21 protein-coding genes are annotated in these 25598 nt (G+C 47.5%); 13 read left to right on the top strand and 8 right to left on the bottom strand.

Going from position 1 to position 25598, the window contains the following annotated elements:
• Positions 1-90 precede the first annotated feature (90 nt).
• The 3 genes from HGP28_RS18245 to HGP28_RS18255 all read left to right on the top strand — a co-directional run bounded on the left by HGP28_RS18245 (position 91) and on the right by HGP28_RS18255 (position 3870).
• The gene (locus HGP28_RS18245; RefSeq protein WP_168837879.1) at positions 91-1473 is read left to right on the top strand and encodes a di-heme oxidoreductase family protein; all 1383 of its coding nucleotides are present in this window, start codon (positions 91-93) and stop codon (positions 1471-1473) included.
• A 139-nt stretch (positions 1474-1612) separates the two neighbouring features.
• The gene (locus tag HGP28_RS18250) at positions 1613-2686 is read left to right on the top strand and encodes an imelysin family protein (RefSeq protein ID WP_168837880.1); all 1074 of its coding nucleotides are present in this window, start codon (positions 1613-1615) and stop codon (positions 2684-2686) included.
• Between the two features lie 2 nt (positions 2687-2688).
• Entirely contained in the window at positions 2689-3870 is a 1182-nt protein-coding gene (locus HGP28_RS18255; RefSeq protein WP_168837881.1) for a DUF1513 domain-containing protein, read from the top strand.
• A gap of 62 nt (positions 3871-3932) precedes the next feature.
• Here HGP28_RS18255 and HGP28_RS18260 read toward each other — a convergent pair whose 3' ends face one another.
• Positions 3933-4610, bottom strand: a complete 678-nt coding sequence (locus HGP28_RS18260; protein ID WP_168837882.1) for a haloacid dehalogenase type II — start codon at positions 4608-4610, stop codon at positions 3933-3935.
• Positions 4611-4883: 273 nt separating this feature from the next.
• Positions 4884-5813, bottom strand: a complete 930-nt coding sequence (locus HGP28_RS18265) for an AraC family transcriptional regulator (protein ID WP_343033954.1) — start codon at positions 5811-5813, stop codon at positions 4884-4886.
• Between the two features lie 192 nt (positions 5814-6005).
• Here HGP28_RS18265 and HGP28_RS18270 point away from each other — a divergent pair, with 192 nt between their 5' ends.
• The 3 genes from HGP28_RS18270 to fdhF all read left to right on the top strand — a co-directional run bounded on the left by HGP28_RS18270 (position 6006) and on the right by fdhF (position 11530).
• Complete coding sequence (locus tag HGP28_RS18270) at positions 6006-6926, top strand: DMT family transporter (protein ID WP_168837883.1); 921 nt, start codon at positions 6006-6008, stop codon at positions 6924-6926.
• A gap of 63 nt (positions 6927-6989) precedes the next feature.
• Positions 6990-8699 (top strand): NAD(P)H-dependent oxidoreductase subunit E, encoded by a 1710-nt coding sequence (locus HGP28_RS18275; protein WP_211092061.1) that lies wholly within the window; start codon positions 6990-6992, stop codon positions 8697-8699.
• 2 nt (positions 8700-8701) lie between these two features.
• The gene (fdhF, locus tag HGP28_RS18280) at positions 8702-11530 is read left to right on the top strand and encodes a formate dehydrogenase subunit alpha (protein WP_168837884.1); all 2829 of its coding nucleotides are present in this window, start codon (positions 8702-8704) and stop codon (positions 11528-11530) included.
• A 29-nt stretch (positions 11531-11559) separates the two neighbouring features.
• On the opposite strand, the gene HGP28_RS18285 is transcribed toward fdhF, so the two are convergent.
• Complete coding sequence (locus HGP28_RS18285; RefSeq protein WP_211092062.1) at positions 11560-11985, bottom strand: hypothetical protein; 426 nt, start codon at positions 11983-11985, stop codon at positions 11560-11562.
• Positions 11986-12559: 574 nt separating this feature from the next.
• Here HGP28_RS18285 and HGP28_RS18290 point away from each other — a divergent pair.
• Both HGP28_RS18290 and HGP28_RS18295 read left to right on the top strand, forming a co-directional pair.
• A complete protein-coding gene (locus HGP28_RS18290) occupies positions 12560-13873 on the top strand; it encodes an anaerobic C4-dicarboxylate transporter family protein (RefSeq protein ID WP_168837886.1) in 1314 nt (437 codons plus the stop codon).
• 305 nt (positions 13874-14178) lie between these two features.
• A complete protein-coding gene (locus HGP28_RS18295; RefSeq protein ID WP_168837887.1) occupies positions 14179-15438 on the top strand; it encodes a dicarboxylate/amino acid:cation symporter in 1260 nt (419 codons plus the stop codon).
• A gap of 2 nt (positions 15439-15440) precedes the next feature.
• On the opposite strand, the gene HGP28_RS18300 is transcribed toward HGP28_RS18295, so the two are convergent.
• Both HGP28_RS18300 and HGP28_RS18305 read right to left on the bottom strand, forming a co-directional pair.
• Positions 15441-16334, bottom strand: a complete 894-nt coding sequence (locus HGP28_RS18300; protein WP_168837888.1) for a cation efflux transmembrane domain-containing protein — start codon at positions 16332-16334, stop codon at positions 15441-15443.
• A gap of 262 nt (positions 16335-16596) precedes the next feature.
• Complete coding sequence (locus HGP28_RS18305) at positions 16597-17475, bottom strand: LysR family transcriptional regulator (protein WP_168837889.1); 879 nt, start codon at positions 17473-17475, stop codon at positions 16597-16599.
• A 188-nt stretch (positions 17476-17663) separates the two neighbouring features.
• On the opposite strand from HGP28_RS18305, the gene HGP28_RS18310 reads away from it, so the two are divergent.
• On the top strand, positions 17664-18233 hold the full coding sequence (locus HGP28_RS18310; RefSeq protein WP_246225779.1) for a class I SAM-dependent DNA methyltransferase: 570 nt from the start codon (positions 17664-17666) through the stop codon (positions 18231-18233).
• A 208-nt stretch (positions 18234-18441) separates the two neighbouring features.
• Here HGP28_RS18310 and HGP28_RS18315 read toward each other — a convergent pair whose 3' ends face one another.
• Entirely contained in the window at positions 18442-20253 is a 1812-nt protein-coding gene (locus tag HGP28_RS18315) for a choice-of-anchor I family protein (RefSeq protein WP_168837891.1), read from the bottom strand.
• 370 nt (positions 20254-20623) lie between these two features.
• Between HGP28_RS18315 and HGP28_RS18320 the strand changes: the two genes are divergently transcribed.
• Both HGP28_RS18320 and HGP28_RS18325 read left to right on the top strand, forming a co-directional pair.
• A complete protein-coding gene (locus HGP28_RS18320) occupies positions 20624-20986 on the top strand; it encodes a HopJ type III effector protein (protein WP_168837906.1) in 363 nt (120 codons plus the stop codon).
• 25 nt (positions 20987-21011) lie between these two features.
• A complete protein-coding gene (locus HGP28_RS18325) occupies positions 21012-21248 on the top strand; it encodes a DUF3820 family protein (protein WP_168837892.1) in 237 nt (78 codons plus the stop codon).
• A 23-nt stretch (positions 21249-21271) separates the two neighbouring features.
• Here HGP28_RS18325 and HGP28_RS18330 read toward each other — a convergent pair whose 3' ends face one another.
• Positions 21272-22585, bottom strand: a complete 1314-nt coding sequence (locus tag HGP28_RS18330) for a phthiocerol/phthiodiolone dimycocerosyl transferase family protein (RefSeq protein ID WP_168837893.1) — start codon at positions 22583-22585, stop codon at positions 21272-21274.
• 392 nt (positions 22586-22977) lie between these two features.
• Here HGP28_RS18330 and HGP28_RS18335 point away from each other — a divergent pair, with 392 nt between their 5' ends.
• A complete protein-coding gene (locus HGP28_RS18335; RefSeq protein ID WP_168837894.1) occupies positions 22978-23661 on the top strand; it encodes a hypothetical protein in 684 nt (227 codons plus the stop codon).
• Positions 23662-23732: 71 nt separating this feature from the next.
• On the opposite strand, the gene HGP28_RS18340 is transcribed toward HGP28_RS18335, so the two are convergent.
• Complete coding sequence (locus tag HGP28_RS18340; RefSeq protein ID WP_168837907.1) at positions 23733-24770, bottom strand: bZIP transcription factor; 1038 nt, start codon at positions 24768-24770, stop codon at positions 23733-23735.
• 289 nt (positions 24771-25059) lie between these two features.
• On the opposite strand from HGP28_RS18340, the gene HGP28_RS18345 reads away from it, so the two are divergent.
• Positions 25060-25548, top strand: a complete 489-nt coding sequence (locus HGP28_RS18345) for a hypothetical protein (protein WP_168837895.1) — start codon at positions 25060-25062, stop codon at positions 25546-25548.
• Positions 25549-25598 lie beyond the last annotated feature (50 nt).

A 25598-nucleotide genomic window follows, 5' to 3' on the forward strand; every position in this document is an offset into this window, starting at 1 on the left:
TGCGTTGTTTGCCTTGCTCTCAGCTCAGTGAGCCGGCTCTGAATCCAGCATCTTGAAGTCACTTGGGTATAATATATTTGAGAAGTAGTGATGAATAATTTGACTTTGCTGTTGTGTGGCTTACTTGCAACTCATGGCGCATTCGCCTTTGAAGCCACCTCAGGTGGCAAAACCACTGTAAGTAAACAAGGCGCTAATGCGTTTTCAATGCCTGCCGCCAACTTACCCATGCTACAAAAGTTGGACTTTAGCGTTGGTAACAGTTTTTTCCGCAATCCTTGGGTTGAAGCGCCAGCATCAACCGATGCGCGAGATGGTCTCGGGCCATTATTTAATACCAACGGCTGCCAGAATTGTCATATCAAAGATGGCCGAGGACACCCGCCTGATCCGAAAGAGAAGCATGCGGTATCCATGTTGGTTCGTTTGAGTGTTGAGCCATTGACCGAGCAAGAAAAGCAGTACGTGCTCCATTATGGCAATATCCCTGAGCCCAATTATGGCGATCAGTTGCAAGACTTTGCACTGCCTGGGCAAAAGCCGGAAGGGGTTATCGACATCCACTACCAAATCGTCCCCATTACGTTTGCCGATGGCACTGTGATTGAACTGCGAAAACCCAACGTCTCTATTTCACAGCTGGCGTACGGGCCTTTGAGTGACAGAGTACAGCTATCAGCGCGTATTGCTCCACAGATGATTGGGTTGGGTTTGTTAGAAAGCATAAGTGATGAAACGCTGTTGAGCTTTGCCGATCCGAACGACGACGACAAAGACGGCATTTCCGGCCGAGTCAATCGTGTCTGGGATGTTCAGTCACAAACTAAGATGATTGGGCGATTTGGTTGGAAAGCCGGTCAACCGAGTTTAATGCAGCAGAATGCGGCGGCATTTAATGGCGATATTGGTTTAACCAGTGCACTTTTTCCCAAAGAAAACTGCACTGACGCACAAGAGATATGCCGCAAATTGCCCTCTGGTGGCACACCTGAAGTGAGCGACGAGATCTTGAAGTTTGTCGAATTTTATACTCAGCATTTGGCGGTGCCCAAAAGACGAAATATCGATGATCCCTTGGTCAAACAAGGTCAGGTTTTGTTCGAAAAAACCGGATGTGAAAGTTGTCACCGAGTGGCAATGACAACCGAAAAGCGTGCTAATTTGCCTGCGTTGTCTGAGCAAGTCATTCATCCCTACAGTGATTTACTGCTGCATGATATGGGGGAAGGGCTGGCCGATCATCGAGGCGAGTTTGTGGCCAATGGTCGTGAATGGCGCACCGCGCCTCTATGGGGTCTAGGTTACACACAAGAAGTCAACGGCCATACGTTTTTGCTTCATGATGGCCGAGCAAGGAACGTTTTAGAAGCCGTCCTGTGGCATGGTGGAGAAGCAGAGGCTGCAAAACAGCGCGTGTTGCAGTTTAACGCAGCAGAGCGAGCGGCGTTGGTCGCTTTCTTGAATTCACTTTAGTGCCTCTTGTTTTCAATAGACTCGTCCCACGCGAAATGACTTAGGGATATGCTCGACGGCGTTATTCGTTTGCCGCCGACCAATATCTTCAGGTGGTTTGGGTATAACAATTCGTTTTTTATTTTTATAGGTGAGCAGCATGGCAAGCTTTCCATCTCTTAACCAAACAGCCACAGCGAGATTGGTCATAATCTGGTTCATCGCATACTTTGGCAGTTTTGCTGTTGCGCAAGCAGATGGGGCGTCGCAAGGTGCCCCAACACATCACTTTTTCCTCACACAGAGCAAATCCTTTTTTGACGTCACTCAAAAATTAACAACCGAGCTTCAGCGCGAATGTGCCGTTGAAAAACGCGTTAATCCATTATCAGAGAGCGAAAAATCCAGCGCGGCATACGCGATTAGGCGCCAAGTGAATACAGTGATGCTCGGCTGGATGCCATTGCAAGGCATTGTTTCTGGGCCAGCCGCGGCGAGCGATCGTTATTGGCAAGTGCAGTTCTGGCCGGATAAGAAAAACACCACTGGCAGACAGCTCACGGTGCTACTTAAACAAAATCGTGCATGGCAACTGGAGTGGCTGGTCGAACAGAGCGTCGCAGCGCAAGGGCTAGGGGCGTTGGAATGGCTGTGGTTCGATGAGCAGGCAAAAACGTGGTCATTTGAGCAACGATGTCAGGCGAGTCAGGTGATTGCTGCAAACTTGAGTCAAAATGCAAAGTCCATTTATATGGCGTGGCAAGAGAACCCTTGGCGAGAACTTAACAATGCTCAATGGAAAGCCGAAGCGCTGTCGCTGATGGTTGATCAACTTGATCTTGTGATGAAGAAGATGGCATTACCCTTGGGTAAAAATGGCAAAACCAAACCTTTCTTTTCCGAAGCGTGGCGCTCGCAAACCTCTTTAGTACTGCTTAAAACCAATTTAACCCAACTTGAAGCGCAATTTTGGATTCCTAAGTCGGGCGTGCGAGCATTGCTGCAAGCGCAAAAGCAAGACGTACTCGCCGAGCGCATCGCAAAGCAATTCAAGCAGATATTGGCTGACTGGCCAACGAAGCGGAGTTTAGTCAACGCATTGAATAGCCAAGAAGGGCATCGCGCAATGATTCAGCGTTATAACCAGGTTGAGCATTTACATTATCTGTTAAGTGAACCGGCTGCCAATGCACTTGGCGTATTGGTTGGCTTTAACGCCACCGACGGAGATTGACGGTGACAAAAGACGGAAAGGGTCGAAATACGCCTACGGCGCCGCTAGGTTGGTGCGGTTCACGGCGGCAATTCATTCAGCTCTCTGCTGGCATGGCGTTGGGAATGTTACCTTTTAGGGTCAGTGGCTCAACCACTGACCAAAATAGGTTTGGTGATCATCAAACCTCAAGTGGCCAGCAATCTTACAGCGCGAATTCGGTCAATAAAGCCTCTTTAATCGGTTGTGTCAGTCGAGCAACCCAGGGTTACAGCGCAATTGGCTGCGATGCTGCATTTCACCCCGTCTTTGAGGTGCCTTTGGCTAAAAGAGGCCATGGCATTGCGTCGTCTATTCAAGGTCACGTGGCCATTTTTGCTCGTCGGCCGGGGGATTATATACAGATTTTTTCCGCTTTGGATGGCCGCGCTATCACCATGCTGACGCCGTCTGTTGATCAGACATTTTATGGTCACGGAGATTATTCCAAAGATGGACGCTATCTCTATGTTTCAGGCGGAACGCTCGCCACTAGTGAAGGGGTGATTAGCGTTTATGATGCGACAAATGATTACCGTAAAGTTGCGCAATGGCGTGGCATAGGAATTGGGCCTCACGATCTCAAAGTGCTGCCAAATGGGGAGATTGTCGTTGCAGTTGGCGGGGAGCATACCATCGGTAGGCAAGTGGTCAATCGAGACAGCATGCGACCCAACTTGAGCTATCTGTCTGCCTTTGGCGAGGTATTGGAGCAGGTTGAATTGCCAAACCCGTTATTGAGTATTCGCCACCTTGCCTTTGATGAAAATAATCGTGTTTATGCCGCGCTACAAAACCGAGCTGATGAAATAACGGACGCGCCGCTGGCATTTGCTCATCGACGGAGCGAAACACCAAGGTGGCTTGCCGCCTCAGCGCCTCATTGGCTGAGGTTCGATAACTATATTGGAAGTATTGCCGTGTCGCAGGGGCGAGTGGTACTCACATCACCAAGAGGAAATTGCGTTGGTATATGGCGCGCGCAAGATTTGAAGATGGAGCATATCATCACCCTTCGTGACGCTTCTGGAGTCGCCTTTTTACCTCATCAGATGTTGGTGAGCTCAGGAAGCGGAAAAGCCCTCAATACCAATCCTTTGACAATGCAGAAGACGACGCATAACACAGGCCTATATTGGGATAATCACTTGGCTAGCATCATTTAGCTACCATCGCAGAGCTACCTTGCATCACTGAGGCGTATTAGATCATGATAACCTTATCAAAGTTAGCATTGTTCTTTGGTGATAATGAATTGCACAATGTCACCCATATTATCAGCGGTGATATCTGGCAATAAATAGTGTGGGTTATATGTGGACCCAGCTCTACGTATATAGGCCGCTTTTAAACCCGCGCTTAGGGCACCGTGCGTGTCCCAATCATGAGTGGCAACAAGTCGGGCTTGTGATGGTTTAATGCAGAGCTGTTGCAATGCAAATTGATAAGCCTCTTTTGCGGGCTTAAAGGTGCTGGCTTGCTCGACGGAAATGATGTCATCAAAATAGTCGTTTAACCCAGCGAAAGTTAACTGCGATTGCAGCAGGGCGGATGAAGAATTCGAAAATGCTACTAGTTTGAAATCGGCATCTTTAAGCATGGTCATGGCGGGTTTGATATCGTGATAGGCGGGCAAGCGCGAAAACGTGCTTAAAATATCTTCATAATGTTCATCTGGCATTATTCTATCGAGACGTCCCGCAAGCGCTTGTAACGCTGACAATGCTAACGTTTTGAAGTTACTGGTTGTATTTGTCACTAAGCAGACAGTCGATGAGTGCAATAGCATTGCGAACCAGGTGCTCATATAGGCTTCATTACCAAAGTGAGTGTGAAATTTAGGTTTGAGAATGCTCAAATCGAGCACGGTTTCATTAATGTCAAATAAGATGGTTTGTGTTGGCATGTTGGTATTCCGTGTTTATACCCGTCCTACTTGAAGTTGCAGCGCTTTTCGTTAAAAAGTAAGGCACGGGCGCTCACAAACCGCACCACATAGTCCACCAGTGTTCACGATATGCTTAGAGGCTTTTTCGTGGTTCGCCTATCTGCAAATTCACGCTGTCTGGGTGTGAATTATTTTGATTCAGTGTGATGTTTTCTTGCCTGATTTACCAATTTTGTTTCGGTCATTTTCACAGGATTTGTGCGTGATTCTACTGGGACGTTGTTTAACGGTTCAACCTCTTTGAAACTGCCTTGGCGTAACGCCGACCCGCTTACGAAATTGGGTTGAGAAGTGTTGCTGTGATGAAAATCCACACATATCCGCAATCGTGATAAGCGATAGCTTATTTTGGTGTAATAGCTCTTTTGCAAGTGCTATTCGAGCGTCAAGAACATATTGGTAAGCACTGCAGCCAAAGCTCGTTTTGAACATTCGAGCAAAATGAAACTCACTCAATTGAACGATGGCGGCCAAATTGGATAGGCTGATTGGTTGACTCAAATTGGCCGCAATGAACTCGATAACTCGGCGACGATGGGTGGGCGAAAGGCCTCCAGTGGTAAGCACGTTTTTTCTCGCGTTGGTGTGACAATGATGCTTGAGAAGGTGCAATAACAGAAGCTGTTGCGCGTGAGCCACCATGAGCGTATCGGTTGCGCAAAGCCAATCCATGGGAAGAATCGTCGAGCGCACCAGTTGCTGGATAAAGGGATCGGCGACAAAGGTTTGCTCGATAAGCTCGATGTTACGGCCGTCTTTGTCAAATACTTGCTCAGAGAAGGTATCAAGATGCGCTTGGGTGAAATAGCAGTGTAAAAACTGGAATTGATCGTTGAATGTCCAGTGCGATTGATGACCTTGAGGCATAATACACAGTTTATCGCTGCCCCCGTGAAGATGGCCAGATCGCAAAACACGCCGAGTTTGGTGGCCGCCATTGAGATAAAAGCTAAGTGTATGATGGCTCGGCTTATCGTATTTTGCCTGCCCATGACAATTGCTCCACATCGCAGTCCCAAGCCCATTGTCCAGCCAAAGATCGCGATGCAAAGTTGCTGTATTATTTGACAGCACTGAATACACACTGGTGGATTGTGATACATTTTTCATCGGTGCCATTCCTTGTCCGCCGAGTCCAACACTGTGTGGGTTTATCGTCATTACCACACTTCAAAATCCTAACATAATTGGTTGGTTAGCCTTAAGCCTAGCAAACGATTTATGCGCAAGAATCAATAAAAACCGCACGATTGTGAACGTAACCTTTTCTTTTTGCAGGCATCTTGAAGTCACTTGGGTATGTACCTAGGGTCTGTTGACCTTTCGAGGCAAAACTAGAAAAAGGGAGTCGCGATGAATAGCGTTTTGTATGGGGTTACGGTGTTGATCTGGGGATCAACGTGGCTGGCGATCTACTTCCAACTTGATCAAGCGCCGATTTTAATTTCAGTCGCTTGGCGTTTTGCGTTGGCCTCTGCGGTGCTGTTTGGTTTCTTGTGGGCTAAGCGAACAGTTCTGAAAATCAGTTTCAGTAACCATCAAGTCTCGTTGCTGCTTGGAATGTGTCTTTTTTCTAATAATTTTCTCTGTTTCTACCACGCGACACAGTATTTCCCGAGTGGCCTTAATGCTGTGGTCTTTTCACTGGCGCCAATCTTCAATGCGGTGAATGGTTGGCTGTTCTATCGTCAAGGTGTGAGTCGCCGTTTTTGGCAAGGTGCGCTATTGGGATTTGGTGGCGTTCTACTTCTGTTTGCATCCCAGTGGATGGGAATGGCCATGGACACGAATGTGCTAAAAGGGCTGCTTTTAAGTCTATTGGGCACATATTTATTTTCACTTGGCAATATGGTTTCAGCGTATGGACAAAAACAGAAGATGCCTCTTTTACCCACCACAGCATGGGCAATGGGGTATGGCGCGCTGTTTTTATTTGGCTTAGCTCTACTGCTGAATATCCCAATGACATTACCGGCAAATCCACAATACCTTGTGGCACTTGGATATCTTGCCGTGGTTGGTTCGGTGGTGGGATTTAATACGTATCTGGCTTTGGTCGGACGTATTGGCGCGCCAAACGCAGCGTATTGTACCGTGCTTTTTCCCATTGTTGCGCTCACGCTGTCAACTTGGTTTGAAAACTATCAATGGCACTGGCTCTCGGCCGTCGGTGTTGGGCTTGTGATGGTAGGTAATTTACGGGTGTTCGGGTGGCCTAAATGGTTTTCAACACGGAAACATCAAGGTGGACTGGGCCACATTCGCAACGAATAATCACTTTTATAGAACGTCTCCTGTCGTCATTGCTGTTCTGTTCTATTGTTATTTGATAACAATATGAATAGCGAAATGGAAGGGGCGATGACACAACAATCTTCTGGCGTTTGGAAGCAAGGACAACGGGGTGGGCGCTCGACGCCCAAAGGTCGTCAACTTGATGAGCATGTCATGGCAGCGTTACAAACGCTGCTGGCGGATATGCCCAAGCGGCGCGATCTATTGATTGAATATCTGCATCGAATTCAAGACAAACACGGTCATATCAGCGCCGCCTATGTGCGAGCGTTAGCCCAGTATCTTGTGATCCCCGAGGTTGAAGTGTTTGAAGTGGCTTCCTTCTACGCCCATTTTGATGTGGTAAAAGAGTCGCAAACGCCGCCACCAGAGGTCACCATTCGTGTCTGCAACAGTTTAAGTTGCCAATTGGCAGGCGCAGATAGCGTTGCTAAAGCGCTGTCAGATCATTTCCCGCCTCACGCGGTAAGAGTAAAGCGCGCCCCTTGTATGGGGCGATGTTTTGCCGCGCCAACCGTAGCTGTGGGTAAACATTATATTGATAATGCCGATGTCAACACGGTGGACAGTGCGATTCAGCAGCGCGATTTTGAGCCTCATTTACCCAATTATCAAACCTTTGAACAGTACACTGCAGGTGGGGGATACCAAATATACCGCAATTTGCTCAGCGGCAAGATCACGATAGAAACCTTACAAGCGGAAGTTGAGCAAGCGGACATTCGTGGCATGGGCGGCGCAGGGTTTCCATCGTTTAAGAAATGGCAATTTGTTCAAGCCGAACCTGCGCCTCGTTTTATGGCGGTGAATGGCGACGAGGGAGAGCCGGGCACGTTTAAAGACCGATTCTATTTGGAAACAGAGCCGCATTTAGTGCTTGAAGGGATGCTCATTGCTGCATTCGCCGTTGAGGCTCAGCGTATTTATTTTTATCTGCGTGATGAGTACCCCGCCGCGCACGAAATTTTGCGCATCGAGCTGGAGAAGCTAATTGCTGACGGCATGGTAGCGCCCGACTACATCGAGCTGCGCCGAGGAGCCGGGGCTTATATCTGCGGTGAGGAGAGTGCGATGCTCGAATCTATTGAAGGTAAGCGAGGATTGCCGCGTCATCGCCCACCTTTTGTCGCGCAAAAAGGGATATTTAACCGACCGACGCTAGTGCACAACATTGAAACTCTTTACTGGGTTGCTCGAACCAGTCGCGAAGGGCCAGAAGTGCGCACGCGCGTCACCAAGCATGGTCGACGAGGCTTGCGGGGTTACTCTATCTCCGGACGGGTTAAAAACCCCGGGATGTACCAATTGCCCGAAGGCACTACGGTACTTGAGCTGATTGACGCGGCTGGGGGAATGCTCGACGGTCATACTTTTTCTGCCTACCAGCCGGGAGGTCCATCGTCCGGTTTATTACCGGCATCGATTGATGATGTGCCACTGGATTTTGATACCTTGCAGCCGTTTGGCACCTTTATTGGTTCTGCCGCCGTGGTTATTTTGTCACAGCATGACAGTGTGCGTGACGCCGCAGTGAATATGCTTGAATTTTTTGCCGATGAGTCGTGCGGACAATGCACGCCATGCCGCGTCGGGTGCGAAAAAGCATTGCAATTGATGCAACAGCCCAAATGGGACAAAGCACTGCTCAATGAGTTGGGAGAGGTGATGCGCGATGCATCGATTTGCGGTTTAGGCCAAGCTGCGCCTAACCCCTTTCAGTTGGTGATTAAATATTTTGATGATGAGGTGTAATCATGAGCACCGATGCGTTTAATAAAAAATCGACCGTCTCCTTTACGCTAGACGACAAAAAAGTGGTCGCGTACCCCGGAGAAAGCATTTGGCAAGTGGCCAAACGCCACCATAATTTGCTGCCTCATCTGTGTTTTTCAGAGCAGACGGGTTACCGAGCGGACGGCAATTGCCGAGCGTGTATGGTAGAGATTGAAGGTGAGCATGTGCTTGCTGCATCGTGTATGCGTTATCCGACGGAAAACATGGTGGTTCATACTCAAACGGACAGAGCGATACGCACTCGCAAGATGGTCATGGAGCTATTAACCGCCGATCAACCCGTGGTTAACCATGATGCCAGTTCGCATTTCCATGATATGCAAAAGCTCGAACAGATCACCCAGTCGCGCTTTCCACCTAAACCCAAGCAGTTTGTGCCTGCCGCAGATACCTCGCATGTGGCCATTGGAGTCAACCTTGATGCGTGTATCGAATGTAACTTGTGCCAGCGAGCTTGTCGCGAAGTTCAAGTGAATCATGTGATTGGTATGGCGCACCGCGGGCCAGCAACTCAGATAGTGTTTGATCAGCAAGATGAGCTAAGTCAATCCACCTGTGTCGCGTGCGGCGAGTGCGTTCAAGTATGCCCGACAGGCGCGTTAATGCCTGCCAATTTGCTCAACCAAGATGGAGAGGGCGACCGCGGTCTTGCTGAGTCGAAAACTAAAACAATTTGCCCTTATTGCGGTGTCGGATGCCAAATTGAAGTTGCAACACTTGATAAGAAAATTGCCTACATTCAGGGCATGAATGGCCCGTCGAATCATCAGCGTCTTTGTGTTAAGGGGCGATTTGGCTACGATTACCGCGAACATTCCCATCGTTTGACTAAACCTTTGATCCGCAAACCCAATACTCCTAAAGGGCTCAATGTGGACCCGGCCAATCCGTTGCAGCATTTTCGTGAGGCAACGTGGGAAGAGGCGCTCACGTTTGCTGCCAATGGGTTGTTGGCGCTGCGCGAGCAGCATGGTGGAGAGTCAGTTGCAGGCTTTGGCAGCGCAAAATGCACCAACGAAGAAGCCTATCTGTTTCAAAAACTGATTCGCCAAGCCTTTGGCCATAATAACGTGGAACACTGCACGCGTTTGTGTCACGCCTCTTCGGTAAAAGCGTTGATGGATGACATAGGATCTGGCGCGGTCACCGCAACCTTCAACGAAATTGAGCATGCTGACTTTGCTCTGGTGATTGGCTGTAACCCGCCAGAGAATCATCCGGTGGCCGCGACATTTCTAAAACAATTTGCGCGAAGAGGCGGTGAATTGGTGGTTGCAGATCCGCGTTCAAGCGCGTTTGCCCTTGAAGCTCGGCATCACCTAAGGTTTAACCCAAGTACCGACGTTGCGCTGCTCAACGCCATGATGCATGTCATTGTGCGCGATAATCTGCAAAACGAGCAATACATTGAACAACACACAGAGAATTGGCCCGCGTTAAAAAGTCATTTGCAACAGCAAGATCTGGCTCAGCTTTCAAGTATTTGTGGTATTGCAATTCCCGTGATTGAAGAGGTCGCACGTCATTACGCAAATGCGAAAGCGGCGATGATTTTCTGGGGCATGGGGGTGAGTCAGCACAGCCACGGCACGGATAATTGCCGCGCGCTGATCTCATTGGCGTTGATGTGCGGTCATATTGGCCGAGCAGGCACCGGACTGCACCCACTGCGTGGTCAAAATAACGTGCAAGGCGCCTCTGATGCGGGGCTAATGCCAATGTACTTACCTGATTACAAACGACCAGAAGATGAAGATGCGCGCAGCCGTTTAAATCAGCTATGGCGCGGCCAAGCTTCAACGCATATTGGCGTATGGAGTGATGGGGTTGGCTATCCGATTCACCCCACCTCTGGTTTAACCGCGGTTGAAATCATCGACGCAGCAAGCCTTGGTGAAATAAAAGGGATGTACATTGCAGGCGAAAACCCCGCAATGTCCGATCCAAACAGTGCTCATGTGAGAAAAGCGTTAGCCACGTTAGAGCATTTGGTGGTTCAAGATCTGTTCGTGACAGAAACCGCAAATTTCGCTGACGTGATTTTACCCGCCGCGACCTTTTTTGAAAAAAATGGCACGGTTACTAATACCAATCGCCAAGTCCAAATGGCGCGCCAAGTGCTTCCACCGCCGAGTGATGCGCGAGAAGATTGGCGAATCATTATTGCGATGGCAGAGCGTATGGGGCTGAATTGGAGCTACACCTCTCCGGCGCAAATTTTTGAGGAAATGACTCAGGCAATGCCGTCGCTTCACCACATTACGTGGCAGCGGTTAGAAAAAGAAAACTCAATTATTTACCCTTGCCTTAGTGAAGAGTCCAGTGGTGAGTCTGTGGTGTTTGGTGATGCGTTTCCAAGGCCAAGTAGCCGAGCGCATTTTTCGCCCGTCACTATGCTACCGCCCGCCGAAATGCCAGATGACGAGTATCCACTGGTGTTAACGACCGGGCGGCAACTTGAGCACTGGCATACCGGAACAATGACCCGTCGTAGCCACGTGTTGGACAGTGTTGAGCCAGAAGCAAACTGCTCAATGCACCCAAGTACAATTGATAAAGTCGGTGTATCGGCGGGGGAGCAGGTTAAGTTGACCACACGGCGAGGCTCAGTCACGGTAATGGTTCGAGCGGATACCGCGGTGGCGCCTGATTTGGTGTTTTTGCCTTTTGCCTATGTCGAAGCCGCGGCTAATATGCTAACCAATCCCGTGTTGGATCCGGAAGGCAAAATTCCAGAGTTCAAATACTCCGCTGTGCGAGTTGAGCCGATAAACGCGCCTTCCGCTTAACATGAGATGGCGCGAATATGCGCCATTATTTACCACGAATGAGGCGCAGCGCGTTCGACCTCGTTCCCCATACGATCGATTACAACGCCAAAAATCAGCCGATTCTTAATCAGTGCTGCTGCTTTTGAAATACCGAACATGATCACGCTAAAACCGACAAGGAGGGTTTGCGCATCTTGCTCCAGAGTGTTGAAGCTTGGGCGTTCATCCCCTTGCAGTATAAAGAAAAACGCGACCGTTATTGCGATTAAAACTAAGGCGAATCCCAACTCAGTAATACGCCATCGTTTGGACTTAAATGGCAATTGCGCCCAAGGGCAGACGAGGGCAAGCAAAACAAGCATCGGCGTCGGCGTCATGCTAATGAGAACTAAATTTAGGATCACGCAGACGATAAAACCGAAAGAGAAGAAAAATAACAGGGCTCGAGGGGATGAGCGATACTGATAAATCATGAAAAAATTAGTAAAAACAAAAAGAAATAAAAACGGCGCGATAGTACATGATACTCATTGGTGCGCCACCGAAAATCGAATTTTCCATAGCGAATATTGTCAAGGGATCTCGCAATCAGAAAATTTCCCATGCATTGTATCGATTTAAACTTGCTATTTATTCTTAATGGTGCATCTCTCGTAGAGCAAACGTTTGCTATCTTGATGGTAATTGGCAATATGTGTGGATGTTATTGATTGAGTGTTGTGTTTTCGGTTGTTTCATTTGCCCGATCAATGAAATGTGTTCGTAGTCATCGGTAAGGTGATTATTGCAGCGTTACCACCTAAAAAAGTCCAAATATTTGCGATTATTTGTGATTTTTAACTATTTTATTGGTGGATAAAAAGCATAATATGCGATGTAAGTCCTGAAGGCTCACGAGAGTGAGTGCGTCACTGGTCGCACGTAGGTCGAATTTTGGTTTGCGCTTTGATGCAAGCACAATATGACTACGCGTAGCCAAGTGAAACCTCCGATTTTGAGTGGAAAGGGTATAAATCTGCCATTAGTTGTCTCATCAAGGAGTTTGATGTGTTTTTAGTTGAGTTTCTTATTGTTCTCGGCTGTATTCTGATCGGTGCGCGCATCGGCGGGATTGGTCTTGGTGTTATGGGCGGGATTGGTCTTGCCATTCTCAGTTTTGTTTTTGGTCTAAAACCGACAAGTCCACCTATTGACGTTATGTTGATGATCATGGCGGTTGTTGCAGCAGCAGCGGCAATGCAAGCGTCTGGCGGCCTTGATTATTTGATCAAAATCGCATCTAACATTCTGCGTAAAAACCCACGTCATATTACTTTCATTGCGCCTTTAGTGACGTATACCTTTACATTCCTCGCAGGTACCGGCCATGTGGCTTACTCTGTTCTACCAGTGATTGCTGAAGTAAGCCGTCGCAGCGGTGTCCGCCCAGAGCGTCCACTTGGCATGGCGGTTATTGCATCGCAATTTGCGATTGTTGCAAGCCCAATTGCAGCAGCGGTTGTTGCTTGTGTGGCCTTCCTTGAGCCTCAAGGGATTACGTTGGCAGATGTGCTGCTTGTGACCATTCCAGGCACATTCCTTGGTTTGGCGCTGGCATGCGTTATCGTTAATAAACTGGGTAAAGAGCTAAAAGACGATCCAGAATATCAGCGTCGCCTACAAGATCCTGCCTTCCGTGCTGAAATGGAGCAAGAGCAGGAAGTTCAAGAAGTTGATATTAAACCTGAAGCGAAAAAAGCGGTTGGCTTGTTCCTTTTTGGTGCGTTAGCCGTGGTTATCATGGGCGCGTTTCCAGTGCTGCGTCCAAACTTTGACGGTTCGCCAATGGGCATGGCTCATACCATTGAAATCATCATGTTAGCCGTTGGCGCATTGATCATTTTGCTGTGTAAACCTGATGGTAATGAGATCACCCAAGGTTCAGTGTTCCACGCAGGTATGCGTGCGATCGTCGCTATCTTTGGTATTGCATGGCTTGGTGATACCTTTATTGCTGGCCACGATATGATGGTGAAAGATGCGGTGAAAGGCATGGTGGAAGTGGCGCCGTGGACATTCGCTTTTGCACTGTTTGGTTTATCTGTGATGGTGAACAGCCAAGGCGCGACTACCGCGGTATTGGTGCCAGTGGGCATCATGCTTGGTCTGCCGCCAGAAGTGATTATCGCAACGTTTGTTGCTGTTAACGGCTACTTCTTTATTCCAAACTACGGCCCAATCATTGCGTCTATCGACTTTGACCGTACTGGCACCACCAAAATTGGTAAATACATCTTCAACCACAGCTTTATGCTACCTGGTTTGCTAAGTATGGTTTTCAGTATTGCGTTTGGTTTTGTTTTTGCCAGTTTCGTATTGTAAGACATTCAATTGCCGTTTAGGCATCCGTTAATGTGAATATTCTGATAGCAGCCTTCATTTGAAGGCTGTTTTTTTATCACGACCTCCTTGTCTCATCGATAGTTAGCGAAGCTGGCTACACTTTCCTTGTCACCCTAGATATTACTGTGTATACCCAAACAACTTGAAGATGCAGGTAGGCGACCAGCGAACAAAGCCTCTGAGCATAGATAGGCTATGTGATGAGGTTTGTGAGTGCCCGTCAACACAGCTGCAACTTCAAGTAGGACGGGTATAATGCCATGTTATAGAGAGGAGAGTGGGTCATGATTAAGTTGCAACTTCATTCCCTTTCATTGCAGATGATCGTTGCAGCGATTTTTGCGGTGCTATTAGCCTATTTGTTGCCTGACAGTTGGCTGAGTGCAGACTCCACCTTCATGGCAACGGTGGGGCTTGGAAAGCTGATTTATATTGGCGCGTTAAAGATGTTGGTGGGGGTGGTGGTACTTTTCGCCTTGCTTCAAGGCATCACGCACATTGGGTCTGTGGTACGTTTGAAAGCGTTAGGGTTAAAAACCTTGGCGATTTACACGTTAACATCAACCTTAGCAATTGCATTAGGCTTAGGCGCTGCACTGCTTATACCTGCATGGCCGCCGTTAGAAAACCTACCAAGCGCCGATCCTGGCGTGAGTTTAATCAATCAAGACGCCGCTCAAAGTGGAGAAATTGCTCAAAAGTTATTAACGATGGCACTTGTCAATCCACTGCAAGCGCTCGCAGCAGGCGACTTACTGGCAATTGTGGTTTTTGCTGTGATGCTTGGCATTGCCCTTTTGGTCAGCTTGCCCGAAAAGCATCCGCTTTTTACGATCATCGATGGCATAAATAATGGTCTCAACAAATTGATTTCCGTTATTGTGCGATTTGCACCCATCGCGATTTTCTCGATCATTTTACAGTATATGACCAGTGGAAATACCCATGTTTTCGGTGAACTGGCTCAATTTGCGCTGCTGGTTTTTGTGCTAACGGCGATTCACGGTGGCATTACACTACCACTTTTAGCAAAAATCTTTTCTCAGCGTAAGCTACTGCCCATGATGAAAGCGATCAGTACGCCGATGGCGATGGCATTTGCGACCTCATCAAGTTCGGCCACATTACCGCTATCGCTGCAAGTCGCGCGAGATGATTTACACATTTCCGACTCGACCAGCAGTATGGTACTTCCGTTAGGATCAATTATGAACATGGACGGTACCGCGCTTTTTGAGGGCGTTGCCGCAATCTTTCTGGCCCAGCTTTATGGCTTAGATTTTGGCACGACGGAATATGTGCTGATTTTTATCATGGCTATGGTGTCATCGATTGGTGCGCCAGGAATGCCATCGGGCTCTATGTCTGGCATGCAGTTAGTGATGCTAACGGTGGGTATTCCTCTTGAGGCGATTGCGATTTTACTGATCATCGAGCGGCCACTTGATACGTTTCGCACTGCCGTTAACGTTGAGGGTGACTTAATAGCCGCAGTGATCATCGATAAGTGGCAGGGCCGAAGCGTTGCGCCTCGACCCATATAACGTTATGCGGCGATATTGAGCTGCAGTGCCAACTGAAATTGATGCTTAGTTAAACGCTGTTTTAGCATGGCACGAATGTGGTTAACATCTTCCACAGCAAGCGTCTTGCCTTGAACGTACATATCGACATTAACACGAAGCTCTTGTCCTACTTTTGTCACACCGGCTAAGCGGATCTCTTGGTCACTTAATTGACCCACAGTGAGGACATCTTGGTGAACTTCGTCGCGCAAATCGTGCTCAGGAGCCATCATTAGCATTTCACGCGTGGCGCCTCGTAGCATATCAAAAGGCACTTTGATAAAGTAAAACGACATTAACAGCATCATCACCGGATCAGCATAGACCGCAAGGTGAGCCCAAGGGGTAAACTGCAATCCCATTGCCACAATAAAGCCTGCTGTCACGGCTAAGCTCAGCAACGTATCCATTTTCCATTGCGACACTTCGGCATCGACAAGGCCCGATTGGACTTTACGCGCTTTTCCAGCCACTAACCACCATGCTAACGCACACCCGATGACATTAACTAAGCCAAACAAACTCGCAATCGAGGCATTGACTTCTCGGCCACCTGAAAAAAGTGCGGTAACCGCTGAATAAAGAGAAACGCTGACAACCAACAAAATCACACTTGCTTTGATGGCAATAACAACAGGTTCTAGCACGGCTTTACCAAAGGGGAATATCGATTTTGATGGCGTATTAATATAGTAAGCGGCCGCGAGCGACAATAAAGTTAACAGTAAGCTGACTAAAGAATAAACACCGTCGAAGACAATAACCAATGATCCCATCATAAGGCCGAGAACTAAGCCTCCTAGCGCGAAGCCTGATGCCATCAAAGCTGATAAGGTTAAAATTCGATTTTGTTTGTTCTTTTGCCTGTCACACATGGTCTTTTCCAATCTTTTACACTCGGTCATTGTTGATAGTTTCAGCTCAATTGACAAATGAAAAGTCGATGACAGACGTTGGTGAAATGCGGCTTATATATAAAACTCTTTTATATACATGGAGTTAAAGTGATATTGTTGCGTCATGAAAATTGACACTCACTGAATGAACGTATTTTAATGAGCTAACGAGACCCACTCCACTTGATGCTGTCGTATTCGCTTACCGTCTACCTGCAACTTCAAGTGGATAGAGATTGATTTAAAAATCGAAAAGATAATCACTGATTTTATCGGCAAGCCAACTCATGGCTGGATGGTCTTCTCGAGTGGCACTGCGGAACATGCAGTAGTCTTCTTGGGTTAAGCCGTAAGTATGTTTAATCACAGCCAGCTTCTGTGAACGTAAAAATTGGCGGATCAAAGGCTCAGGTAATACGCCCCATGCGTTGTCTTCCAAAATGGTGTTTAGCATGTAATCGAAACTGGAAAACCCAATATAGCGTAGTGAGAAAGGCTGAAGGTCGGGGTTGTCTCTCTCGTTGAGATAGACCATTAACGCTTGCATGTGTGAGCGCAACTCTTCATCACTGACTCGGCGCAGCTTAGACAGTGGATGCTCAAATTGACACACCGACATCATACGAATTTTGCCAAGAGGCTGATAAGTAATGCTCGGGGAATTGAATCGCTCGTAATCGACCCCAAACGCAAAATCAACCTGACCGGTTTCAACGAGGTTGGCTAAATCACCACTTGATGCCAACACAATGTTAAATGAGGTGGAAGGGTAGTCATGATTGAGGGTATGGGCTAAATCTTGCCAAAATTCATCTGGCAGTGAGTCATCTCGCGCCACCCACATTTCAGCGTTGAAATGCCCTTTAGCTTGGGCGCACGTATCGTGGATGCGTTGGCGTGTTAGCAGCAAGCTTTCGCAATCTTTTAATATTGCTTTGCCAATTTCAGACAAAGAAACGTGATTACCCGTACGGACAAAAAGTGATACTCCAAGCTCTTTCTCCAGCGCTTTAATGGCCATACTTAATTTCGTACGATTGCAGTTTAAGTGGCGCGCGGCATCGGTGACGGAGCCTAACTCTGCGATATGATAAAACGCTTCTACTTGCGAAATGTTCATCCACATTTCCTAAATCACGATCGGGGATGAGTATCCTACCTCTAATTCGTCACATACCGCGAGTAACTTGGTAATGAATTGTGGTGTTAATGTGATTAACGCTATGACCTAGCGTCAAAATTACGGTAATCTATGCTTAAGAAGAAAGCTCATTCCCGCCACATAAAAATAAACGGATGGAGATCACGATGGCACATAATTGGGATGATGATGCACAGCTGTGGGAGGCGAATCCTGCGCACGTTGAATTTAACGTCGCGGCGTTCGAACAGTTGGTGCAGCTTGTCAATATTGAGGGAAAACGCATTTTGGATCTAGGCTGTGGTACTGGACTACTCAGTCAGCAAATGGCCCCTTTCGCAAAAGACATTGTCGCGCTTGATTCATCAGAAGAGATGATAGAAGAGCTCGATAAAAAGCAGCTGAGAAACGTTGAACCTGTGGTTGACGCCTTGTCGCGTGGCTTGGTTGCGCAGCACCCGGCATTTCGTGGTCAGTTTGATCTTATTGTTGCAGCGTCGGTGTGTCAGTTTATTGAAGATCTGCCAACGGCTCTGACAATCGCCCGCAGCTTACTTGAAGTGGATGGCTGGTTTGTACATTGGGACTGGCTTGATAATCAAGGCATGTCTGCCCAAGCAATTGAAGCGGCGTTATTGGATGCCGATTTTGTCGATGTTCGTGTGATGACACCATTTGACATTAGCCTAAATGGGCAAGCTCGCGCCGTTGTTATGGGTTTGGGCCGCCGCCGTTAAAGGCGACTTCATGTCAAAAGAAAAACCACTTCAACGTTTTTGCGAATACTCAAGATAAATCGAAGAGTATCGCCTTAAGCGGTGAAGTGGTTGATGCGTAGGCTGCATTCAATCACCCCAATCACCTTAATCATATCAAGGCTCATGGGGCTTTTTTTCATTGCGCTTTTCAGCACGCCCAAGCGAATTGGGTAGAGGCCGCCTGTCGTTATAGCTCAATTTGGTAAACGGTTGTCGTGCCACTGACTTCGTTACCGACCGCTAGGAAGTGGCCTCCACGGCGCTCAAAGTAAGTGATGGATTCAGGGCCAAGATCGCCTGCTTTAGGGTTGTATTGTCCGTTTTCACAATCACCATCGCTATCGACTTTGGTACAGACTGGCGCGGAGAAATCGCGGCGATTCACGTAATGCAAAAATTGCGCATCTTTTGGCTTGGTCACATCGTAAATCATGATCCCACCTTGGCGTTCTAGGCCAATAAAGGCGTATTGGCGCTGATTAATGTTCGCAACCTCAATCGCTTCTGGCTCAACACCCTTATCGTCACTGCGATCGTCACCACTGGCGTTATTGTCATTGGTGCTGTTCATATACTTGCTTTCGTGCATTGCAACGATCTCACTAAATTGATCGCCACTGTCGAATACCAGCTCGCCTTGTGCGTTCCAAATTGAGAATGAGCGGGTACCAAAACTCTGCACGTTTTGATTCGCCGCAATTTGGCCTTGTGGTTGAATCACTTTCAGACGACCAAGCTGCGTCTTATCTTTTAGTGCGTTAGCCAAAGGGTGCTCTGGTGCGACATCAAGATTTTTGCCGCGTGTTTCATCAGTATGGACAATACAGAACGCTTGTTTTTGGGTGTAATCTGCGCTGCCGCTGAAGTCGTCACCATCCCAAATAAAGCCGTCTTTATCGCACTGAGCTTGGGTAGTCTCAAAACCATACTCACGGCCATCGCCCTCATTGGCGGTGACGATATAAGTGGCACCATCTACTTCATAGCTGTCAATACTGTCAGGCATGTAGAGCCCGGTTAATTGCGGATAAGCACGAAAGTTGGCTGTGGCCTTATCTTTATTTGACGCATCTAATTGCGCTTGTCCCCAAGATTTCTCACCCAAATTGACGATGCTATCCACCTTCGCTGAAGCCACATCAAGAATCGCTAACGCGTTATTTTCTTGCAGCGCCACATAAAGTTTGCCGTTGTTAGCAAAGGTCAAATATTCTGGCTCAAAATCTTGCGCAGCAGTAGCGTTTGGCCCTGTGACACGCACCTCATTGATTTCATCAGCGCGTTCTTGATTAAACGCACGAAAATCGATTTGTGAGATCTGCGCGTTATCAATGCCAGCGCTGAGGTTAATCAAGGTTACGCTGCCTTCTGGATCCGTTTGATAATCTGCACTTGGCTCGCCTTCGTTGGCGGTCGCGATGAATTGACCATCTTTGGAAAAGCTCACCATATCGGGCAGCGCGCCAGCGGCAAAGGTGGTAATCAGTTCAAGCGTGTCTGAGCGGTATAAACCCACAATGCCGTTCTGCTGTTTATTGGCATTTTCAATCGCCACCGCCACGAGGCCTTGATGGGTTGACACGCTGTTTGCCGCGCCGATGGAAATGCCCGCGTGCTGGGCTGCAGAATCTAAGTTAATGCTGCCTTCGTATTGCGGCGCGCTTTGCGCATTCAGTGCAAGGACATCGACTTTTTGCGCTTGTGCGTTTACCACATAAAGCTTATCAGTACAGGCATCATAACTGACAATTTCAGCGGCGCTGGTATCAAATGGCGCGTTTGCTTGATAGGTGCCAATAACGTTTAATCCGGCAATGGTACCTGTCCCTTGCGGTGCTTTTTCTTGAGTGACACACTGAATGCCATCCAGTTTTGTGGCGCTGTTGTGGGGGACAGCATCGGCGGCTTTTGTTTTGTCATGGGCAACCGTATCGGATGGATTACACCCAGAAAGGGCAATACTTAGGGTTAAAAGACTCATAGCCGGTAAACGTGACATCAATGGCTCCTTGTTTAGAAAGTGATATACCTTTCTCACTTGGCGTTGCAGAGTGGGTGATAGGCACCCACACACCTCATCGCATAGTCTATCTATGTTCATGACGTGCTCAGAGGCGTTGTTCGCCGGTTACCTGTCTGCGTTTTCAAGTGGTTTGGGTATCGCGTAATGAATGGGTATAGAATATATGGCCATTGACTCTAGAGTGGCTTTGTGACAAATAGAGTGAATTAAGGTGAAGGAAATATTGCAATTCGCCCCAACAGTTTGAGATTTAAACAAAAATGGGGATAGAAAAGGAGAAGAACCAATGACCCAAAGCTCAATTGAACAAAGAACCATCAATCAAGATACGATGAACCAAGATGCGATGAAGAAAGGGAGTGTCAGCCCGCTTGAGAGGTTTATTGTGGCCCTCAATGAACGACCAGACAGTGTGGAATTCGAGCAGACCATGGCGCTTATCGATGCGTTATATGATTTTCATCCGGTAGCGTTTCGCAATGGCGCGGTGAATAACGCAGCAGGTCAAAATAACGGTTCTTGTAAAATTTTTGCTTTTGGGATCAAGCAAAATTTGTCTGCGTCTCAAACCCTAGCGTGCTTTGGCCGTTTTTATCGCGAGGATGTATTGTGCCATCCGGAGGGAGATGATCACCAAAATATTCGTCAGTTTATGCTCCATGGCTGGGCAGGGGTTCAGTTTGACGAAACGCCATTGATTGAGCGTTGATAACTCTACGGCAAAGGCACCGACCATGTTAGATAAAGCCAACTTAGTTAAATTAGCACGCACGCCAATGCCGTTTGGTAAATATCAAGGCCGCATGTTGATTGATTTGCCTGAAGAGTATTTATTGTGGTTTGCTAATAAAACGCAATTTCCTGAAGGCGAATTAGGCGATTTAATGCAACTATGCTTGGCATTAAAAATTGAAGGGCTCGACAGTTTAGTCAAGCCACTGAAACGTGATGCTACCTTGGGTGACGATTAAGCCTAAGCTCAAGCTTGCTATACCTAAACAACCTCAAGTGGCAAGGCCTCACGGTCCAACGCGCTGAGCAGTACTTGCTTGAGATCGCGTTTAAATTGCTCATGAGCGGTGGCAGAAATGCCTGGCGCGCTGGTATTCAGAGTCAGGCAGAGTCGCTCATTAACGCATGCCGCGCCAAGCCAGTAGGTCGCGCCAACAAAATGTTGGCTTGCTGTCATAAATAAATGAGTTATGTGCAGTGGCTGGTGGGCCGATTTTAGTGTTATTCGGCCTAAATTAGACAGATGACCAGGGCTAAATCGGCCTTGATCATGACTGGCCCCCGGGTTTTCAATGTTTCGCGCCGCTTCCCACCACGCATCTTTACCCGTATTAATATATGAACCACTGCTGATGGCCGCATCAAATGCCACTTTGGCTTGTTCTGCGAGTGCCCACAGGGAGGTTTGTGGGGCATGGCGTAATAAAATAGAGCACATGCCAGCAAAGCAGCCAAAGGGATTGTCTGGTTCCGGTAAGGCGAAAAGGGCGCGCAGGTCAATATTCCCGCCGAGCGTCATTTCTGTTTGTTTGGGCTTTGCGGCGCGATACAGACACTGAGCGAGCGCGCCATAGAGGAGGGCATTTAAAGTTAATTGATGTTCGCGACATGCTGCAAGCATCTGTGAGGTTTGCTCGGGTGTAAATGTGATGAATCCGAGCTGGTTGTAGCGCAAGCCCGTGGTGTCGTTGTGAGTATCAATCCAACTTTGCAAAGCCTCACTTGATTGACGTGGCGCAAACGGCACTTGAGCAAAATCGCTCTCTACCGACTCAAGCAGAGTATTCAGTGATGGATTGAGTGGATAAGGCTGTGATAATACCGCTAACGCAGGGCTGTTATTGAGCGCGCAGATAATCGTATCAAGCAGTGTGACCGCAGAGCGCCCATCACAAATGGTGTGATGCAGCGTGAGGATCAACGCGTGTTTTTCTCTACCAGACGAGATTAAGCTTAATCGCCACAATGGTGCGTTAACGCTAAACGCTAATTGGCTTTGCGTTGCCATTTCGTGTTCGACGGTAGTAGTGAACTGTTGCTGAGGCACCACGTATGTAGCAACTGGCACTGCGCTTGTATTGGCCATGACAAAACGCCATGTGTCTTTTGAATCTTGACTAATTCCGACTTGTAACAGTACCAATTGCTGTTGTAGCCGCGCTATCTTAGATGGCAAAGAAAGTAGGTCGAGTGGCCCCGATAGCCATGCGAGCGTGACGACATTCATACCCGCACTTGGGGTCATTTCAGCGAAAAAACGTTCTGTTGCGCCAAGCGAGCGTAAATCTAATTTCATTATGCGCTTCCACAAGTTAGGTATAAAACCACATTAATGTGATGTCATTTATCGCAGTATCGATGAAATTCTAAGTAACATGATATGAAGATGCTCTCACTCTTGAGCAAAATTTTTCAAGCGCAATCACAAAGACACAAATTGAGCCGTAGCAACCATAAAGACGTTGAAATTTCATCAAGGCGCTACGAAAAATAGCAATCTACCTTGCCGTGCAAACGCCGTAATCTATACCCTTTCCACTTGAAGTTGCAGCGTTGTTGGCGAGCTCTCACAAACCTCATCACATAGTTTATCTATGTGCACGAAGTGTTCAGAGGCTTTGCTTGTTTGCCGCCTACCTGCATCTTCAAGTGGTTTGGGTATATTGCAGTGGAATGACTGGAAATAAGATGAAAACCATGACGCTAGCGCAGCAACTTAAAATCGATATTTTTACTGCTTTGCGACAGAACGCCAAACCCGGTGTGGCTTTGCAATGTTTTGCTCTCTTGATTGCGGTGAGTTATTTCTATTGGCCTGACGCTCAGCGTCTATTTTCAGCTCTAGCTGCCATGAAAGCGGAATTTGGTTGGGTTTATAGCGCGATAGCGACTGCGTTATTTGGTGGAGTAATACCCGTATTGCTGCTGCGGACTCTGGGCTATCAAGCGGCGGATTTTGGCATTGAACTTGTTTGTGTTGCGCTGTTTTGGGCTTATAAAGGCGTTGAGGTTGACTTGTTCTATCAGCTGCAATCTTGGCTATTTGGGTCGAAATTGGATGTGGCGACCGTTGTCACAAAAGTGGTGGTGGATCAGTTTATTTATTCGGCGTTTTGGTCTGTTCCTACCATCGCGGTGTTTTATCTTTGGAAAGATCTTGGTTTTCCGCGCCATCATTTTTTGAAATATATCGATAAAGAATTTTGGTTGCGACGTGTTTTTGCTATGACCATCAGTAATTGGCTTATTTGGATCCCAGCTGTGTGCGTGATTTATATGATGCCCGCCGATCTGCAATTGCCTTTGTTTAATATTGTGCTGCTGTTTTTCGGTATGCTGGTCGCGGTTCTGAGTAAAAATGAGCGTGTTTAGCAGTAGAACAAATACTATGGATATCGGGGATGGTGCTGATAAAAAAGCGCCAGCGGCGCTTTTTTGTGTATTTATTGGCTTGCCTGCATTAACCAGTGATAGTGGTTGTTGGCTTTTTTACCAATGCAACCTTGCATCACCAAGTCATCAAAAATGCCATCGACAGCGTCACTGCTTAATTCGAATTGTTTGGCAACTGCACGTTTTGTACAAGCCACTTGATTTTGCCGCAGGGCTTGAATGACCTGATCTTTGATACTCAGTGGCTCTGAAACTGGGTTAACTTCACTGTGGCTCACAGGGTAGTTAGCTTGAGCGTCTAAGTGAGGCAAATACCCCGCAGGTTCAATGACAGGATCATCCGCTTTCGATGCCGGCGCGTGTAAACGGTAAAAATGTCGAAAGCGTTGCTCTTCACCAATCAACCCAACAAAAAAGGCGGCAAAGAAGTCGAGTAAAATCGACAAGAAGACCACTAAACCGAGCTGAGCTTGAGCTGAGCTGATAGCAAAGGCACCCGCTAAGCTGTCGATGAGGCCAATGACAGAACCCTGAGAAACCGGTGGTAAACTATCGCGTTCCATCGCTAAGCGCTGCTGCTCTTGACGCAATTTATTATTTTGTTCTTGAATACGCGAAACACCAGTGGCGATGCGCTCCATCTCAATGTATTTTTGCGCCGCTAAGTTATTCAACTCGATTTGATTTTCAATTGCGTTAATTTGTTGATCAAATGCCGCAATTTTCGCCTGCTCGACCGCAATATGTGATTGAGCTGTGTTTGTAGCGCTGTTAATACCGCCGATGCTGCCCCCGATAGAGATAACGGCAAGGACCAGATAAAACAGCACCGCAACCAGCGCGCCCGAATAATTGCGATGAGCGCGACGCTCACCAAATTCATACCAAGCGTAAAATTTCCCCGCTTCAAAGATGATTGCTAAACCACCAAATAGCGCTTGCATCATGGGGTTATCATCGATGGAAAGGAAAAGTAAGAGTGAAAAGATCGTTGACGCTAAGATGGCCGCGCCAGTAAACGAGTACACACTCATCATCGCAAAGCGGCCTTTCGGGTAGCGATAATTAAGTTGATGTTGATATTGCATGGTTTTGTCTAGAAAAGTGCTGTCCACAGCATAAATAAAGTTGCGCAGCATAACCGATTCCCACTCGCATTGCTGTTGTTTATGGTTCACCCAGTGTGCAACCGCTGAATCCATAGGCACCTTGTGGTAATTGTGAACAAAATCACACATTGCTCTGACATTGCTTGTTAGGGATATAGCGGAACCATTCTCGCGAAACCGCGTTTCCTGAAGTTACTCAGCGATACCGCCTGTTGCTCAGATCGAAAAATCAGTCATAATGCTTCCTTTAGATACTAGGATGAAAAAAATGGCAAGAATCACACAAGATGAGCGTGATAGGAAAAAAGCGCTGTATGACTCGGTTGTGCTCAGAATCTTCCTAGAAGAAGGGTGGGAAGCGGTAACACATGGGCGAGTCGCGCATGAGTGCGTCACCAAAAAGTCAACAATTCAAGGTTATTACCCAACCAAGAAAGACTTTTCTAGTGCGTTGCAGGGAAAAATTAGAAACCACATTCCCAAAAGCTTTGCGGAACTTTTAAGCTCCAACGGCCCGTTAACCAGAGAGCGCTTTGTTGAAACCTGGGATCTTGAGATTCAAAACAGTCGAATATTTCGTGAAATTGCTCAAATGTTTGTTGAATCTATACTGGAGGGTGGCAGTGACTTTACTGGCGCCGCAGTTGCGATGTTACGAGCGCACTTGAAGCCGCATATCGGTGAAAAAGAAGCCAATTCAGCGATCTATGAAGTTATCGGCCTCACCATTTATAGAAAGTCTTTTGAACGCGAGTAGCATTTGGTGTGATTGAGATCACAATTTTAGACTTTCAAATATTAACATTT

The organism is Vibrio agarilyticus, assembly GCF_012641465.1.
GTDB lineage: Bacteria > Pseudomonadota > Gammaproteobacteria > Enterobacterales > Vibrionaceae > Vibrio > Vibrio agarilyticus.

What these genes read in the sequence shown, in the direction of transcription:
- HGP28_RS18245 (WP_168837879.1), top strand. Translation starts at nt 91, where the DNA reads ATGAATAATTTGACTTTGCTGTTGTGTGGCTTACTTGCAACTCATGGC.
- HGP28_RS18250 (WP_168837880.1), top strand. Translation starts at nt 1,613, where the DNA reads ATGGCAAGCTTTCCATCTCTTAACCAAACAGCCACAGCGAGATTGGTC.
- HGP28_RS18260 (WP_168837882.1), bottom strand. Translation starts at nt 4,610, where the DNA reads ATGCCAACACAAACCATCTTATTTGACATTAATGAAACCGTGCTCGAT.
- HGP28_RS18265 (WP_343033954.1), bottom strand. Translation starts at nt 5,813, where the DNA reads ATGACGATAAACCCACACAGTGTTGGACTCGGCGGACAAGGAATGGCA.
- HGP28_RS18270 (WP_168837883.1), top strand. Translation starts at nt 6,006, where the DNA reads ATGAATAGCGTTTTGTATGGGGTTACGGTGTTGATCTGGGGATCAACG.
- HGP28_RS18275 (WP_211092061.1), top strand. Translation starts at nt 6,990, where the DNA reads ATGAATAGCGAAATGGAAGGGGCGATGACACAACAATCTTCTGGCGTT.
- fdhF (WP_168837884.1), top strand. Translation starts at nt 8,702, where the DNA reads ATGAGCACCGATGCGTTTAATAAAAAATCGACCGTCTCCTTTACGCTA.
- HGP28_RS18285 (WP_211092062.1), bottom strand. Translation starts at nt 11,985, where the DNA reads ATGATTTATCAGTATCGCTCATCCCCTCGAGCCCTGTTATTTTTCTTC.
- HGP28_RS18295 (WP_168837887.1), top strand. Translation starts at nt 14,179, where the DNA reads ATGATTAAGTTGCAACTTCATTCCCTTTCATTGCAGATGATCGTTGCA.
- HGP28_RS18300 (WP_168837888.1), bottom strand. Translation starts at nt 16,334, where the DNA reads ATGTGTGACAGGCAAAAGAACAAACAAAATCGAATTTTAACCTTATCA.
- HGP28_RS18305 (WP_168837889.1), bottom strand. Translation starts at nt 17,475, where the DNA reads ATGAACATTTCGCAAGTAGAAGCGTTTTATCATATCGCAGAGTTAGGC.
- HGP28_RS18310 (WP_246225779.1), top strand. Translation starts at nt 17,664, where the DNA reads ATGGCACATAATTGGGATGATGATGCACAGCTGTGGGAGGCGAATCCT.
- HGP28_RS18315 (WP_168837891.1), bottom strand. Translation starts at nt 20,253, where the DNA reads ATGTCACGTTTACCGGCTATGAGTCTTTTAACCCTAAGTATTGCCCTT.
- HGP28_RS18320 (WP_168837906.1), top strand. Translation starts at nt 20,624, where the DNA reads ATGAAGAAAGGGAGTGTCAGCCCGCTTGAGAGGTTTATTGTGGCCCTC.
- HGP28_RS18325 (WP_168837892.1), top strand. Translation starts at nt 21,012, where the DNA reads ATGTTAGATAAAGCCAACTTAGTTAAATTAGCACGCACGCCAATGCCG.
- HGP28_RS18330 (WP_168837893.1), bottom strand. Translation starts at nt 22,585, where the DNA reads ATGAAATTAGATTTACGCTCGCTTGGCGCAACAGAACGTTTTTTCGCT.
- HGP28_RS18335 (WP_168837894.1), top strand. Translation starts at nt 22,978, where the DNA reads ATGAAAACCATGACGCTAGCGCAGCAACTTAAAATCGATATTTTTACT.
- HGP28_RS18340 (WP_168837907.1), bottom strand. Translation starts at nt 24,770, where the DNA reads ATGCAATATCAACATCAACTTAATTATCGCTACCCGAAAGGCCGCTTT.
- HGP28_RS18345 (WP_168837895.1), top strand. Translation starts at nt 25,060, where the DNA reads ATGGCAAGAATCACACAAGATGAGCGTGATAGGAAAAAAGCGCTGTAT.